The following is a 15,172-nucleotide window of genomic DNA, read 5'->3' as shown; positions in this document are numbered from 1 at the left end:
TCATCGGCTCGAAGCGTCGGTTGGAGACCCTGTCGGTTCCGCCGTGGAAGCTCGAGGAGACTGCGTTGAAGATCATTGTCGTCGGCGCGAGTGGCACCATCGGCTCGGCGGTCGTCGCGGCGTTGGAGCCGAATCACGAGGTGGTGCGGGCATCTCGGCGCGGCCCGGTTCAGGTCGACCTGGACGACCCCGCCTCGATCGACGCGCTCTTCGAGACGGTCCGTGATGTCGATGCCGTAGTGGTCACCGCCGCCGGCGGCAAACTGACCGCGTTGGACTCCGACGACGATTTCATCCGCGGCCTGCAAGGCAAGCTGTTCGGGCAACTGCACCTGGTCCGGCGCGCGATCCAACACCTTCGGGATGGAGGTTCGATCACCTTGACCAGTGGCGTGTTCGAACGTCCGATGGTGGGCGGTTCGTTCGGTGCGCTGGTCAATGCCGGGTTGGAGGCATTCGTCGAACATGCCGTGATCGAGATGCCGCGCGGTCTGCGGGTCAACGCGGTCGGGCCGGGCTGGGTGGCGGAGACACTCGAGTCCATGGGTCTCGATCCCGCCGACGGAACTCCGGTCAATGTGGTGGCCCGCTCGTATGTGCAAGCTGTCGAAGGAAGCGCTCAGGGCAAGACGTTCCGCCCGCACAGATGATCGAGCAGCCGGGCATTTTCGGCCGGGACGATACCGAGCCGTCGGCGTCGGTGCGAGGCAGAGGAACCTTGTCGAGCAGGTCCGGGTGTGCTCCGGCCCGCCATCAGCATGAACAAGCCGGCGATGCGGGTGCGGTCACCGCGCGGCGCGATCAGGCGATGGTCGCCTGGAGGTGGGATCCGGTGCGGCCACGCAGGACATGCAGGCGGCTGGGAATGCGTTGGCGCATCTCGTCCACGTGGCTGACCACGCCCACCACCCGGCCGCCTGTGCGGAGTTCGTCCAGCACACCCATCACAGCGTCCAGGGTGTCGGCGTCCAAGCCGCCGAAGCCCTCATCGATGAAGAGTGTGTCCAGCACCAGGCCGCCGGATTCGGCCGCCACGGTGTCGGCCAGCCCTAGCGCCAACGACAGTGAGGCCATGAAGGTCTCGCCGCCGGAGAGCGTCTTGGCCGGGCGGATGGCTCCGGTGTAGTCGTCCCGGATGTCGAGGCCGAGCCCGCCTCGGCGACCGCGCGGCCCGGCCTTGTCCGAGTGGACGAATTCGTACCGGCCGCCGGACATTCTGCGCAATCGCAGCGAACCGGCCTGTGCCACCTCTTCCAGGCGGGCGGCCAGGACATACGAGTGCAGGGACATGCGGCGGTTGTTCGCACCGCGCCCGGCGACGACGTCGGCGAGCCCGTCCAGCTCCTCGAACGCTCGTTGCGCCGGGGCGATCCGATCCACAGCGGCCCAGAGCTGTCCACCGAGGTCCTCCAGCTGGCTTGCCCGCCTGCTCGCTTCCGCGTGGGCGGCCACCGCCGCGTTGAGAGCGGTCTGCGCGGCGGTCACCAGTGCGTCGAGCTCGGCCAAGTCGCCGGGCTCTTGCTCGGCCGCCGCCTGGATCTCCGGTTCGGCCAAGACGGCTTCCGCCGCGGCGCGGGCGCGGTCGGCCGCCACGAGTTCGGCTTCGATCTCGGCCTGCCGCTGCGGGCCGCGGGACGCGGCGGCGACGACCTTCGCGTAGGCGGTCAAGAGCGCGACGTCGTCTCGGGCGGTGAGATGACCGTCGGCGCCGCGACGCACCGGTTCGACCGCACCAGCGGATACGGAAGCAGTGGCTTCCGAGGACGGAACCGAATCGGCGCTGGGTGGGGTCGCAACTTCGGTCGCGGCGGACGACGCGTCGCCGAACCCTCCTTCTGAAATGAATCCAGCGGCGCGAGCGAGGTTTTCGACCCGGTCGGTGATCAGCGACACCTGCTCACGCGCGGCGACCGCTTCGGACCGGGCAGCGCGCAGGGCAGTCGCCTCGGCGACGAGGGCGGCGAGGCGGGACCGGCGACGCTCGATCGTCTCGTCGGCGCCGGCCGCGGTGCGCAGCCGTTCGGAGAACTCGGCGAGCCGTGCCTCGGCGGAGACGACGGTGGCGGTCACCGCGCTGCGACGGGCTTCGGATGCGCTCAGCTCGTCGTGCAGGCGGGCCAAGTCTTCGCGCAACCCGGCGAGTTCGGCTTCCAGTCCGTCGGCGTTGGCGGCCAGTTCGGACGTGTCCTCGTAGCGGTCGGTCGCGGCGCGCAGAGCCGCGGCGAGTTCGACGCGGTCGGTGTCGCCGCCGCGAGCGACGAGCGCTTCGATCTCACGCTCGAGCCCGGCGATGCGGGCCAGCGCGCGGTCGCGGGTGTCCTCCGCGGCGCGCTCGGCCGCCACGGCGGCCTCCTCCTCGTCTTCGGACACCGCGGTATCAGTGGGCCGGGCGGGTGCCGGATGCTCCGCGGAACCGCAAACCGCGCACGGACTTCCGTCGACCAGCGCGCCCGCCAGTTCGGCGGCCATCCCGCTCAGCCTGCGCTCGCGCAGATCCAGTACGAATTCCTTCGCATCGAGGTGCGCGGTGCGGGCGGCGTCGAACTCGACGCGGGCGTGATCGAGCGCGGTGCGGCGAGTGGCCAGATCCACCGCGGCCGTGGCGGCGGCCTGCAGCCGCTCGGTTTCCGTGGTGATCCCGGGCAGCGCCGCGACTGCTTCGGTGGCTTCGCGCAGCCTTGTCTCGGCCGCGGTGAGCGCGGCCGGCAACAGCTCGCGCCGCGCGGCGAGTTCGGCGACGCGCCGGGCCAGCGTCGCGTCCTCGGCGCGCAGAGCGTCGAGTTCGCCGCCGAGCCGCGTGGCGGCCTCGGCGTCGGCCCGCACTTCGTCCAGTGCGCCGATCTGCCCGCTCCAACGCTGGATCGCCGCGTCGATGTCGGCGTCCTCGCGCACCTGCTCGCCGTCGGAATCGACCAGTTCGGCGCCACCGAGGTCGACGCCCGCCGGTTCCAGGAGCCGGGCCGCCAGTCGTCGGGCCGATTCGCGCTCTTCGCTCTCGCGCTGCCGCTGGACGCGCACCGCCGAACGCGCTTCGTCGATCGCGACGGCGACCGGCTCGGCGCGGCGGGCCGCTTCGAGTTCGGCGTGCAACGCGGCCCGCCGCTCGGCGCCCGCGGCGTAGTCGTCCAGCTGTGCCCGCGCCGCGGCCGTGCGGCGGCGCAGCTCGTGCAGCCTACGATGCTGTTCGGCCTGTGCCCGCGCTCTCGTCGCGTCCTGCTGGCAACGTTCGAGTTCCGTGACGGCGGCAGCCAGATCGGCGCGTGCGGCCGAGAGCAGATCCTGCGACCAACCGACGCACTCCGCCGGACCGACCGAATCCGGCACCCCGGCGGCCATGCCGACCTGGGTGATCAGTCGCTTGACACCGTCGGTACGAGCATCCAGATCCGCTTCGGCGGCGCGGCGTTTCTCGGCGAGCCACTGCTCCGCAGTGCCGAAACGCTTGGTGTCGAAGAGCTTTTCGAGCAGTTTCTCCCGATCTTCGTTGTCCGCCCGCAAGAAGCGGGCGAAATCGCCTTGTGGCAATAGCACCACTTGGAAGAACTGGTCGGCACTCATACCGAGCAGGCGCAATACCTCGTCGCCGATATCGGGTATCCGAGAGAGGTTTTCCCCAGTGCCGTCCAGCCAGGTCAGTGTCGCCTTCGCGTTGATGGTGCGCAGGCCGGTGCCGTCTCGCTTGGGACGCTGGAACTCGGGGCTGCGGGTGAGACGTAGCCGCCGCCCGCCCAGGGTCGCCTCCAGCACCACCCGCGGTGGCGTCTGCTCCGGGGCGTGATCGGAGTGCAGGCGCTTGCTCTCCCCGCGCGCGCCGGGAACTCTGCCGTAGAGCGCGAACGCGATCGCGTCCAGCACCGTGGTCTTGCCCGCTCCGGTCTGGCCGTGCAGCAAGAACAATCCGTCGGCGCCGAGCGCGTCGAAGTCGACGACCGTGGTGTCGGCGAACGGGCCGAACGCGGTCATCTGGAGCTTGTGCAGTCTCATGCCGCCGCGCCCGCGCCCGGCCTCGGCAGCGCGCTCATGCGGACAGTTCCTCGGCGGCGCGCACCGTCGCCGCCTGCTCCGGCTCCGCGACGGCGGCCGACAACGCCCGCTCCAGCCAGGTCATCTCGCCCGAGCTGGGCGTACCGCGGACGTCGGAGAGGAAGCTCCGGGCTACTTCGATGTCGCGTCGGCCGTGCACCCGCTCACGGTAGCGCAGTTCCGGGTTCCCCTCGGGCCGAGCCCATTCGACGTGCACCGCGTAAGGGAACCGTTCGCGCAGCTTGCGCATGGCGTCGACCGGGCGGGCGTCGTCGGTGAGCACGGCGGACACGTAATGCTGTTCGGCCGCGGTGTGCTGCGCGCCGAACAGCAACTCGTCCAGGGTGCCGGTCAGCTTGCTCAGGCCGCGGACCGTCGGCAGGTCCCGGCGGCGCACCGCCTGGAGGCCGGCCGCGTCCAGATCGACGATCCACACCGCTTTGCGATGCGCGTTCTCGCCGAACGAGTACGGCAACGGCGAGCCGGAGTAGCGGACCGACTCCGCCAGCGTCTGCGGCGAATGCAGGTGGCCGAGGGCCACGTAGTCGATGCCGTCGAAGGCGGCCAGCGGCACCGTCTCCACGCCGCCGACCGAGATCGAGCGCTCCGAGCCGGTGGCCTCCCCGCCGACCACGAAGGCGTGCGCGAGCACGACCGTTCGCGCACCAGGTCGCCGTTCGATGTCGGCACGCACCCGGGCCATCGCCGCGTCCAGGATCTCGGCGTGCGAGCGAGCTTGCGGCACATCGAGTTCGGCGCGGGTGATCTCCGGTTCCAGGTACGGGATGCCATAGAACGCCACCGGCCCGTGCTCGTCCTCCAGCAGGACGGGGCGATCGGCGTCGGCGACCGTGGTACGCAGATGCAACCCGCCCGCCGCGGCGAAACTCGCGCCCGCCCCCAGCCGGGCGGGGGAATCGTGGTTGCCCGAGGTGGCCACGATCTGCGCACCCGCCGCCCGAATGGCCTCGAATCCCTGGTTGCACACCGCGATCGCGTCGGCGCTCGGAATCGACCGGTCGTACACGTCGCCGGGCAGGACCACCACCTCGACCGACTCCTCGGCCACCAATTCCGCGATGGCGGTCAGTGAACGAGCCTGGTCGGCAAGCAGATCGACCCCGTGGAACGTGCGCCCGATGTGCCAGTCCGAGGTGTGCAGCATCCGCATGCCGCGAAACCGTAGGCCAAGGCACCGACAGACTCCAATCGCCACGCCCGCTGTGTCCGGTTTGCCCAGCCGAGGCCCGGCGTGTCCGCCACCGGCTTCGGATCAGGGGCGGAATGCGCCACGAGGCCGATCGCCGCACATGCCTTTGCCTCCCGTGCATTCCGACGCGGGAGCTTCCGGCTGTCGGCATCCCGCACGGTGTGCGGACCGGACGGCGGCGCGCCGGCAAGCCTGTTGCCGACGCGATGCCGAATAGTCGCTCCGTGCTCGTTCTTGTCGGTGACCTACGGCACTATCTGCGCCATGACCGCCCCGATGCTCGTCGCACCGACGCCGGTGTTCGCCGCGGGTTGCGGCCTCGGCCGGATGAGCCGTGCCGCGCGGGCCGGGCATCGCGCCGCGGTGGCGGATACACAGCTCGCGGCGGCCGCGGACAACGAACGGTTGCTGCGACAGTCGCGAGCATGCAGCGCATCTCCCACCTGCTCACCGAGCAGATCGGTCAGCTGGTCCGGGCTGCGTGCGCCCCAGGACCGGGGCGGTGGGGCGAGATCCAGCTCGGGCGCCGTTCGCCTCCTACCTGGACGCCTGCGGCGCCGTGGACCCCGACGTACGAGCCGAGCAGCTCACCAGGTACGCCGAACACCTGCGCGCATGCCGACCAACCCCTGGACGATCTGGAAATAGCCGACCAGGGCGTGCACGCGATCGCGCGCGTGGATTCCCGGCCGCGCGCGTGGGCTTCGCCGAGGCGGTCGAGTAACCGGGACAATGGCCGTGCCGCCACGCCGCCGAGCGCGGCGGCAACTAGTGTGCATATCGTGGCTGCTTCCGAACGTGTGCGATCCCGGGTGCCCGCGCCGCAACGCTCGATCCTGCCGTCGGTGCCGGGAATCCCGGTCGGCGCGGCGATCCTGATCGCGGTTGCCTGCACGTTTCTGGGGTTTCTGATCGATGCCAGCGGCGGCAGCGCCGAGCTGACCGGCACGTTCGCCGCGCTGTACGTGCTGGGGTGTGTGGCGGCCGTCGCCGCCGTGCGCTACCGCGGCTTGTTCAGCACGATGGTGCTGCCGCCACTGCTGCTCTTCGTCGCCGTCCCGCTGGCCTATCAGCATCTCACCGGCCGTGGATCGACCTCTTTGAAGGACATCCTGCTCAATTTGGCGATCCCGCTGGTGAACCGTTTTCCGACGATGATGCTCGCCACGGTCGTCGTCCTGCTGATCGGCGGCGCCCGGATCTACTTGCATCGCCGCGAGGAGCAGGACGCACGGCCGCTCTCGGCCCGCCGCGGCGAGAGCTGGGGCAAGTCGTCGGCGAAGAAGAGCAGACCCGCCCGTTCCTCCGGCGGCGTCTCGGACCCGGCGCGCCGCAAAGCCCGCCGCCCGAAGAAGGAGCCCGACGAACTCGAGGTGGACGAGTCGGACGAGCCCGCCCCGCGGCCGGCGCGCCGGCCTGCGGCGCAGGTCGCCGACACCCCGCCGCGCGTCGCACCGTCTCGTCCGCGCGAAGGCCGGGCTCCTGCCCGGGGCGCCACCCGCCCCACCGCGGCAATGCCCCGTCCGGAAGGCGAACCACCGCGCGGTGCGGGCCGCCGTCGCGAAGTGCCGCCGCATCCTCAGCCCAATGTGCGCTACCGCGACTCGGGCCGCACGGAACGGCGCAGGCCGGAGAATCTGTAGAACGAGTTCGCCGCTCAGCCGGTTTCCCGAAGTCGGTCTCCGCGGCGAACTCCGAGTGCCGGGTGCCAGCAACATGCCGACCGGATCGGTGGCCACCGCACTGAGATACGGCGATGCGATTCGGCGCGAAGGCTCAGTCTTCGCCGGTGTACCGAGCCGCACGGGAATGTCGGCAACCACCCCGGAAATGGCGCGCATAACGCTGTGCCGTGGTCAGCGGACGATTCGAGCGATTCCCGCGAAGGTTTTCCCTCGCGGTCCGCGAGGGCGATCAGCGTTGTGGTGACCACGCGACTCGCGCGTCGAGTGGGACGCCCATCCCGTACATTCTCGCGATCTGAGCGGGCTCGGCGTCCGTCAGCGACGGGCGTCGCGCAGTTCCCGGGGCAGCGCGAAGACGAGGGTTTCGTTGGCCGTGGTGACCGGCTGGACGTCGCCGTAGCCGTGCTCGGCCAGCATGTCCAGGACGCCGCGGACCAGGATGTCGGGGACCGAGGCACCCGAGGTGATGCCGATCGTGCGGACACCTTCGAGCCAGGCCGGGTCGACCTCGCGAGCGAAGTCCACCAGATACGCCGATTTGGCGCCCGCGCCGAGGGCCACCTCGACCAATCGCACCGAGTTCGACGAGTTGCGCGAGCCGACCACGATCACCAGGTCGCATTCCGGCGCCATCGCCTTCACCGCCACCTGGCGGTTCTGCGTGGCGTAGCAGATGTCGTCGCTCGGCGGGTCCTGCAGGCCGGGGAAGCGCTTGCGCAGCCGCTGCACCGTCTCCATCGTCTCGTCCACGCTCAGCGTGGTCTGCGAGAGCCAGATCACCTTCGACTCGTCGCGCACGCTGACGTTGTCCACCGCGTCGGGACCGTCGACCAGCTGGACGTGCTCGGGCGCCTCACCGGCGGTGCCCTCGACCTCCTCGTGACCCTCGTGACCGATCAGGAGGATGTCGTAGTCGTCGCGGGCGAACCGCTTGGCCTCCTGGTGGACCTTGGTCACCAGCGGGCAGGTGGCGTCGATGGTGTGCAGATTGCGCTCGGCGGCCGAGGCGTGCACCGCGGGCGACACGCCGTGCGCGGAGAACACGACGACCGCGCCCTCGGGGACCTCGTCGGTCTCGTCGACGAAGACCACGCCGCGTTCGCGCAGCGTCTCCACGACGTGCCGGTTGTGCACGATCTCCTTGCGCACGTAGATGGGCGCGCCGTGTTTGTCCAGCGCCTTCTCGACGGTTTCGACCGCGCGGTCCACGCCGGCGCAGTACCCCCGCGGTTCCGCGAGCAGCACGCGTTTCCCGCCGTCGGCAACGGCGTTTGCGGCGCCTGCCGAGCGGGCGATTCCGACGTTCAAGGGAATGGCCGAAGACATGCCCACAGGATACGTGCGGCCCGGGACCCTGCCACGTCCGGGAGTTGTCCGTCACATTCCCGCCGGTATCCGCGGAGGACGGGTCGCGAACTGCGGCGCAAGGCCGTCACAGCGGAGCCGGCGACAAGCCGCGGTGACTCTCGGCGGACACTCCCGCCGAGACCTGGGTTTATTCTCCGCTTTATGAGCACAGCGTCGCGCAATTCCCGCCGATCGGCCGCGCGCCGTTGCGGGCGAATATCCGAACCGCGCCCACCCCTCCTTTGCATAGCACACCATTTCGGGCAGGCTAGGACCATGTTTCGACCACCCTTTCTGGCCCGGGTCGCCGCCGGGGCCGCCGTATACGCCCTCGAGGAATCCCGCCGGTTACCCACGGCGGCAATGAATCTCCCGATCACGGCCATAAGTCAGATGCTGCAGACGACTATGCACGTCCAGCAGTTCGTGACCAGTCTGGCCCTGAAAGGCGACGCGGTATTCGACCGTTGGGCCAACCGCCCGGTCGAGCAGCCGGAGTGGGCCACCTTCGAGGAGGACCTCGCCGACGAGCCGAGCCCCGCTCCGCTTCGCAGCAGTCGATTCGATCTCTACACCGCCGACGATCCGGAGCCGTTCCGCTCGCCCGAATCCTTCCCAGCGGACGACGCCCGCGCGGGCGAGACCAACGGCCACGCCGCCGCGCCGACGATCGCCGAACAACCGGCCGAAGAACCGGAGCCGACCGATCCGGAATCGGAGCTCGACCCGGTCGCGGAAGCGCCCCGGATCACCGAACCGGAAGTCGCCATCCGCTACGACTACGCCACCATGACCCTGGCCCAGCTGCGTGCCCGGCTGCGCCTGCTGACAGTCGAAGACCTCACCGCGCTGCTGGAGTACGAGCAGCACACCCGGGCCAGGGCGCCGTTCGTGACCATGCTGACGAACCGGATCGCCACCGTGCAGGCCCAGTGACCGAACCCCGGACACCTTCGTCGCCGACGGCCGGCCGGGACACCTCCGGCCACTCCGCCGCCGCGCCGGCCAATTCCGCCGCGCACCCCTGGCCGGTGCGCTCGGTGTCCATGAAGGTCGCCCAGTGGATCGACCGGCTCGGCAGCATCTGGGTAGAGGGTCAGATCACCCAGATCAATCTCCGTCCGGGCACCCGCACCGCGTTCCTGGTGCTGCGCGACCCATCGGCCGACATGTCGCTGTCGGTGACCTGCGACCCGGACCTCATCCGCAGCTCCCCCGTTCCCTTGCAAGAGGGCAGCCGGGTGGTCGTCTACGGCAAGCTCTCGTTCTTCACCGGGCGCGGCACGATCTCGTTGCGCGTGCTGGAGATCCGGCCGGTCGGCATCGGCGAACTCCTGGCCCGCATCGAACGGTTGAAGGCGCTGCTGGCGGCCGAGGGCCTGTTCGATCCCCGGCTCAAACGCCCGATCCCCTTCCTGCCCGGAACGATCGGCTTGATCACCGGCCGCGCCAGCGCCGCGGAGCGCGACGTGCTGAGCGTCGCCCGCAATCGCTGGCCCGCGGTGCGTTTCGAAATCCGCAACACAGCCGTGCAGGGGCCGACGGCGGTGTCGCAGATGCTCACGGCGCTGGCCGAGCTCGATCGTCACCCGGCTGTCGAGGTGATCGTCCTCGCGCGCGGCGGCGGCAGCGTGGAAGACCTGCTGCCCTTCTCCGACGAGGCGCTGTGCCGCGCGATCGTGGCCGCGACCACGCCGATCGTCAGCGCGATCGGCCACGAACCGGACAACCCCCTCAGCGACCTGGTCGCGGACCTGCGCGCGGCGACCCCCACCGATGCCGCCAAGCGGATCGTCCCCGACGCCGCCGCCGAACTGGCCTGCATCCGTGAGCTGCGGGAACGCAGCGCCGCCGCGCTGCGCGGCTGGGTCGACCGGGAGACCAGGGCGCTGGCCCAGCGGCGGTCGCGGCCCGTGCTGGCCGACCCGCTGCGCGAGATCGATCGCCGCCAGGAAGAGGTCGAACGCCTGCGCGCCGCCGCGCGCCGCTTCGTCGAGCAACTCCTCCGAACCGAATCCACGGCCACCCGGCATCTGCGCGAGAAACTCACCGCCGTGGGCCCGGCCGCCACACTGGCCCGTGGTTACGCTGTCGTACAGCGCGTCACCGGCCGGGAACGGGAGGTGGTGCGCTCGATCGAGGACGCGCCGGCCGGCAGCCAGCTGCGCATCCGGGTCGCCGACGGCGCCGTCACGGCCGCCGCGCTCGGCACTCAGGCGCTCGGCGCGAAGCACACCGACACCGGGAGGAACTGACCTTGGCCGAATCCGGCAAGTCCGCGGGGAAGAACGGGGCGGGAGCCGACCCGGCCGACGATTCGGCCGAGATCGCCGGTTTCGGCTACGAACGCGCGCGCGACGAACTGGTCAACGTCGTCAAGATCCTCGAACAAGGCGGCCTCGACCTCGACGAGTCCCTCGCACTGTGGGAACGCGGTGAGGCGCTGGCCAACCGCTGCGAAGAACATCTGGCAGGGGCGCGCAAGCGCGTCGAGGACGCACTGCACCGCACCGACCTGGAACAGCGGGAATGACCATCCGCCGCGCCACGCCGGACGTCCGCACCACCGACCTGGCCGCCAGTCGCGAGTTCTACCGGCTGCTCGGCTTCCGCGAAGCGATGGACCTCGGCTGGGTCGTGACTATGGCCTCCCCGTCCAACCCGACCGCCCAGGTGCTGCTCGTCGGCCCGGAAGCCGGACAGCTCCAGCCCGACATGAGTGTGGAGGTAGACGACGTCGACGCCGTACACGCGGCGGTGACCGCCGCGGGCGCCGACGTCGTCTATCCCTTGCGCGACGAGCCCTGGGGCGTGCGCCGCTTCTTCGTCCGTGACCCGAGCGGAACCGTCGTCAACGTGGTGAGCCACCACTGACGACAGCCCGCTCGGTCATTCCTGGCGCGGCGCGGCCACGGCGCGGAATCGCGCGACGCCGCCCGCGCTGCTCAGCCGCTGGAATCCGGCCTTCTCCAGCACACGCACCGACGACGGATTGGACAGTTCCGCATCGGCGCGCACCACGCGGACGCCGGGCGCGGTGAACGCGTGCGCCGTCAAGGCGACGGTGGCCTCGGTGGCGTAGCCACGAGCGCGACGCGAGGCGACGACGCCGTACCCGATCTCCAGCTCTCCGTCGGAGGGCGGCCAGAAAAGCCCGATCGATCCGACGACGAGTCCACTCGATCGCTCGACGATCAGGCGGTGGCCGAACGGGCCGAGCCAGTCCGGGTTCGCGGCGAACAACTCCGCGATGACGCGATCTCCTTCGGCGGGAAAGTCCGCCGACCACGCGGGCCGACGCCGGTCGTCGAGCACGGCGGCGGCCTCGTCGGCGGTCCACGACCGCAGGATCAGGCGTTCGGTGCGCAGGTCGGGGGAAATGAGAGCAGACACGTGACACTCCTGGTCATCGAAGAAAAGACCGGTCCGCGTCGAGGTGTATGCGGAGAATCAGTGGCGCGCGAACCGGCGAAGGGCATGCGAAGAACGGCTGTTGACAGCCATATTCATCGACCTCCGAGATCCGGTTCGGCACGTGCCACGTACCGCGGCAAACCCTAGCGGTCGCGCGCGGCCGACAGCAAGGGGCGGGTCAGCGTTGCAGCGGCTGCGCCGCCGTGATCGCCTGGGCGAGCGTGGTGAACGCCGCCTGGTCGCCCGCACCGGTGATCAGTACGCGGGACTGGCCGAGGTCGGTGATCCACGCCGTCTCCGACCCCTGCTCGGCGTAGACGATCCACTTCTGCGCCCCCACCTGCTCGGCGCCGCTGGCATACCGGGACCCGAGCACGAACCGGGCCAGCGCCTCCTCGGTCGCGTTGCTCTGGGTGAATCGCATGTAGGTGCCCTGCGGCGTGATGTAGCCGACCGTGCTGACCGATCCGCCGCCGGTGCCGCCGATGGATTCACGGCTGCCGGAATTGGGCGTCCAATCAGCGGGCAGAGCGGGGTTCCGGATCGGGAACGGCAAGGAACGAGCGTCGGCGGTTAGCGCCGCTTCGACGTCGAAATGGGGGATCTGCCCCTGCGTCGGACCGTTCGCGGCGAAACTGCACTGGCTGGCCAGGCCCGCGAACACCAGCGCGATCAGCACCAACGGGATCAACGACCAGAACAGATCCCGGTAGTCGTTCAAGATGCGCGGCTTTTGGTACGACACGCTCCCAGTATCCACTCGCGCGGCGATGCCGCCCCGCCCACCCCGACCCGCGCAGCAGGGGTGTACGCCCGTGCCAGACCGAATGAGACAATCGACCGGTACGTACCGACGCACAGGAGGCACCCCGCAATGACGGCAACTTCTCCCACACCTAGCCGCCGCGAGGCGCCCGACCGCAACCTCGCACTCGAGCTGGTCCGCGTGACCGAGGCCGGGGCGATGGCCGCGGGCCGGTGGGTCGGACGCGGCGACAAGGAGGGGGGCGACGGAGCCGCCGTCGACGCCATGCGGCAGCTGGTCAGCTCGGTGTCCATGCGCGGCATCGTCGTCATCGGCGAGGGCGAGAAGGACGAAGCGCCCATGCTGTACAACGGCGAGGCCGTGGGCGACGGCACCGGTCCTGAAGTGGACTTCGCGGTCGACCCGATCGACGGCACCACGCTGATGTCCAAGGGCGTGCCCGGCGCGATCTCGGTGCTGGCCGTCGCCGAGCGCGGCGCCATGTTCGACCCGTCCGCGGTGTTCTACATGCACAAGATCGCCGTCGGCCCCGACGCCGCCGACGTGATCGATATCTCGGCCCCCATCGGCGAGAACATCAGCCGGGTCGCCAAGGCCAAGAACTTGTCGAAGTCCGACCTGACCGTCTGCATCCTGGACCGTCCCCGGCACGCCGAACTGATCCAGCAGGTGCGCGACGCGGGCGCCCGCATCCGCCTGATCTCCGACGGCGACGTCGCGGGCGCGATCGCCGCGGCCCGCCCCGACTCCGGCACCGACATCCTGGTCGGCATCGGCGGCACCCCCGAGGGCATCATCGCCGCCGCCGCGATGCGCTGTATGGGCGGCGAACTACAGGGCATGCTCGCGCCGAAGGACGACGAGGAACGGCAGAAGGCCATCGACGCGGGCCACGACCTCGACCGCGTCCTGACCACCGAAGACCTGGTCTCCGGTGACAACGTCTTCTTCTGCGCCACCGGCGTCACCGACGGCGACCTGCTGCGCGGCGTGCGCTACTACGGCGGCGGCGCGTCGACCCACTCGATCGTCATGCGCTCGAAGTCCGGCACGGTCCGCATGATCGACGCCTACCACCGCCTGACCAAGCTGCGCGAATACTCCTCGGTCGACTTCATCGGCGACGAACACGCGGTCCCGCCGCTGCCGTGACTTCTGGCCGCGACTTCGTCGCGAGGGCACCCGTCTTGTCGTTTCGTATTCCCGGATGCGGCGTGTCGGCGTGTGCGAATGACCTCAGGCGTGGCAGCCCCATGGCAGGCGGCCGCGGCATAGGGTCGAAAGCATGACCGAGGAGACGGAGACGCAGTACCGCATCGAGCACGACACCATGGGCGAGGTCCGGGTTCCGGTGGACGCTCTGTGGCGGGCGCAGACCCAGCGGGCCGTGGAGAACTTCCCGATCAGCGGACGCGGCTTGGAGCGCGCGCAGATTCGCGCGCTCGGCCTGCTGAAGGCCGCGTGTGCCACGGTGAACCGCGACCTGGGTCTGCTCGATCCGGAGAAGGCCGATGCCATTGTCGCCGCGGCGAACGAGATCGCGGAAGGCAAGCACGACGATCAGTTCCCGATCGACGTCTTCCAAACCGGTTCCGGCACCAGCTCGAACATGAACGCCAACGAGGTGATCGCCTCGCTGGCCGAAGCGAAGGGCGTCACGGTCCATCCGAACGACGACGTGAACATGTCGCAGTCGTCCAACGACACTTTTCCCACGGCAACGCATCTCGCCGCGACCGAAGCGGTCATCACCGATCTGGTTCCCGCGCTGGAGCATCTGCGGCTGGCGCTGCTGGACAAGTCGACCGAATGGCGCACGGTAGTGAAGTCCGGCCGCACCCATCTCATGGACGCCGTCCCGGTGACCCTCGGCCAGGAGTTCGGCGGCTACACCCGTCAGGTCGCGGCGGGCATCGACCGCATCATGGCGACACTGCCGCGGCTCGGCGAACTGCCGATCGGCGGAACGGCGGTCGGCACCGGGCTGAACGCGCCGGAAGGTTTCGGCGCGAAGGTCGTCGCCGAGCTGGTGCGCGCGACCGGCATCGACGCGTTGCGTGAGGCCGAGGACCACTTCGAGGCACAGGCCGCGCGCGACGGTCTGGTGGAGGCCTCCGGCGCGCTCCGCACGATCGCGGTGAGCCTGACCAAGATCGCCAACGACATTCGCAGGATGGGCTCGGGCCCGCTGACAGGTCTGGCCGAGATCCAGCTGCCGGATCTGCAGCCGGGCAGCTCGATCATGCCCGGCAAGGTGAATCCGGTACTGCCCGAAGCGGTCACCCAGGTCGGCGCGCAGGTGCTCGGCAACGACGCCGCGGTGGCCTTCGCCGGCGCGAACGGCGCTTTCGAATTGAACGTTTACATCCCGGTGATGGCGCGCAACTTGCTGGAGTCGATCCGCCTGCTGGCCAACGTCTCTCGCCTGTTCGCCGACAAGTGCGTGCGCGGCCTGGTCGCCAACGTCGAGCACCTGCGCACACTTGCCGAGTCCTCCCCCTCGATCGTGACACCGCTGAATTCGGCCATCGGCTACGAGGAGGCGGCCGCGGTCGCGAAGGAAGCGTTGAAGGAGAAGAAGACCATTCGCCAGACCGTCATCGATCGCGGTCTGCTGAACGAGAAACTGACCGAGGAGGAGCTCGACCGCCGCCTCGACGTGCTCGCCATGGCGAAGGTGAAAGAACAGGACTGACGAGGGCCGACCGAGCCGCGACAGAACGAACG

The 15,172-nt window shown here is 69.9% G+C and carries 13 protein-coding genes; 8 read left to right on the top strand and 5 right to left on the bottom strand.

What is annotated here, in order from left to right:
• Window positions 1-65: 65 nt before the first annotated feature.
• Window positions 66-650 (top strand): short chain dehydrogenase, encoded by a 585-nt coding sequence (locus K8O92_13830; GenBank protein UAK34812.1) that lies wholly within the window; start codon window positions 66-68, stop codon window positions 648-650.
• Between the two features lie 151 nt (window positions 651-801).
• On the opposite strand, the gene K8O92_13825 is transcribed toward K8O92_13830, so the two are convergent.
• Together K8O92_13825 and K8O92_13820 are read right to left on the bottom strand one after the other, a co-directional pair.
• Window positions 802-3,984 carry an SMC family ATPase gene (locus K8O92_13825; protein UAK34811.1) on the bottom strand — a complete coding sequence of 1,061 codons (3,183 nt, stop codon included), beginning with the start codon at window positions 3,982-3,984 and terminating at the stop codon, window positions 802-804.
• A gap of 34 nt (window positions 3,985-4,018) precedes the next feature.
• Window positions 4,019-5,194 carry an exonuclease SbcCD subunit D gene (locus K8O92_13820; GenBank protein ID UAK34810.1) on the bottom strand — a complete coding sequence of 392 codons (1,176 nt, stop codon included), beginning with the start codon at window positions 5,192-5,194 and terminating at the stop codon, window positions 4,019-4,021.
• 821 nt (window positions 5,195-6,015) lie between these two features.
• Between K8O92_13820 and K8O92_13815 the strand changes: the two genes are divergently transcribed.
• On the top strand, window positions 6,016-6,876 hold the full coding sequence (locus K8O92_13815) for a hypothetical protein (protein ID UAK35684.1): 861 nt from the start codon (window positions 6,016-6,018) through the stop codon (window positions 6,874-6,876).
• A gap of 357 nt (window positions 6,877-7,233) precedes the next feature.
• On the opposite strand, the gene K8O92_13810 is transcribed toward K8O92_13815, so the two are convergent.
• Window positions 7,234-8,244, bottom strand: a complete 1,011-nt coding sequence (locus K8O92_13810) for a 4-hydroxy-3-methylbut-2-enyl diphosphate reductase (protein ID UAK34809.1) — start codon at window positions 8,242-8,244, stop codon at window positions 7,234-7,236.
• A gap of 297 nt (window positions 8,245-8,541) precedes the next feature.
• On the opposite strand from K8O92_13810, the gene K8O92_13805 reads away from it, so the two are divergent.
• The 4 genes from K8O92_13805 to K8O92_13790 all read left to right on the top strand — a co-directional run bounded on the left by K8O92_13805 (window position 8,542) and on the right by K8O92_13790 (window position 11,139).
• Window positions 8,542-9,201, top strand: coding sequence for a lipid droplet-associated protein (locus tag K8O92_13805; GenBank protein UAK34808.1), 660 nt, complete (start codon window positions 8,542-8,544; stop codon window positions 9,199-9,201).
• 110 nt (window positions 9,202-9,311) lie between these two features.
• Window positions 9,312-10,520 carry an exodeoxyribonuclease VII large subunit gene (xseA, locus tag K8O92_13800; protein UAK35683.1) on the top strand — a complete coding sequence of 403 codons (1,209 nt, stop codon included), beginning with the start codon at window positions 9,312-9,314 and terminating at the stop codon, window positions 10,518-10,520.
• A 71-nt stretch (window positions 10,521-10,591) separates the two neighbouring features.
• Window positions 10,592-10,798, top strand: coding sequence for an exodeoxyribonuclease VII small subunit (locus tag K8O92_13795; protein UAK35682.1), 207 nt, complete (start codon window positions 10,592-10,594; stop codon window positions 10,796-10,798).
• Window positions 10,795-11,139 (top strand): VOC family protein, encoded by a 345-nt coding sequence (locus K8O92_13790; protein UAK34807.1) that lies wholly within the window; start codon window positions 10,795-10,797, stop codon window positions 11,137-11,139. Before K8O92_13795 ends, K8O92_13790 begins: the two co-directional genes overlap by 4 nt.
• 15 nt (window positions 11,140-11,154) lie before the next feature.
• Here the strand turns inward: K8O92_13790 and K8O92_13785 are convergent, their stop codons facing one another.
• Both K8O92_13785 and K8O92_13780 read right to left on the bottom strand, forming a co-directional pair.
• The gene (locus K8O92_13785) at window positions 11,155-11,658 is read right to left on the bottom strand and encodes a GNAT family N-acetyltransferase (protein ID UAK34806.1); all 504 of its coding nucleotides are present in this window, start codon (window positions 11,656-11,658) and stop codon (window positions 11,155-11,157) included.
• 199 nt (window positions 11,659-11,857) lie between these two features.
• On the bottom strand, window positions 11,858-12,424 hold the full coding sequence (locus tag K8O92_13780; GenBank protein ID UAK34805.1) for a DUF4245 domain-containing protein: 567 nt from the start codon (window positions 12,422-12,424) through the stop codon (window positions 11,858-11,860).
• A gap of 129 nt (window positions 12,425-12,553) precedes the next feature.
• On the opposite strand from K8O92_13780, the gene glpX reads away from it, so the two are divergent.
• Window positions 12,554-13,597 carry a class II fructose-bisphosphatase gene (gene glpX / locus K8O92_13775; protein UAK34804.1) on the top strand — a complete coding sequence of 348 codons (1,044 nt, stop codon included), beginning with the start codon at window positions 12,554-12,556 and terminating at the stop codon, window positions 13,595-13,597.
• 133 nt (window positions 13,598-13,730) lie between these two features.
• Window positions 13,731-15,140: a class II fumarate hydratase gene (locus tag K8O92_13770; protein ID UAK34803.1), complete on the top strand. Its 1,410-nt coding sequence runs from the start codon at window positions 13,731-13,733 to the stop codon at window positions 15,138-15,140.
• The last annotated feature ends 32 nt before the right edge of the window (window positions 15,141-15,172 follow it).

The organism is Nocardia asteroides (assembly GCA_019930625.1).
Lineage (GTDB): Bacteria > Actinomycetota > Actinomycetes > Mycobacteriales > Mycobacteriaceae > Nocardia > Nocardia sputi.
The sequence above is the reverse complement of the archived record's forward strand: the minus strand, read 5'-3'. Positions and strand labels throughout refer to the sequence as shown.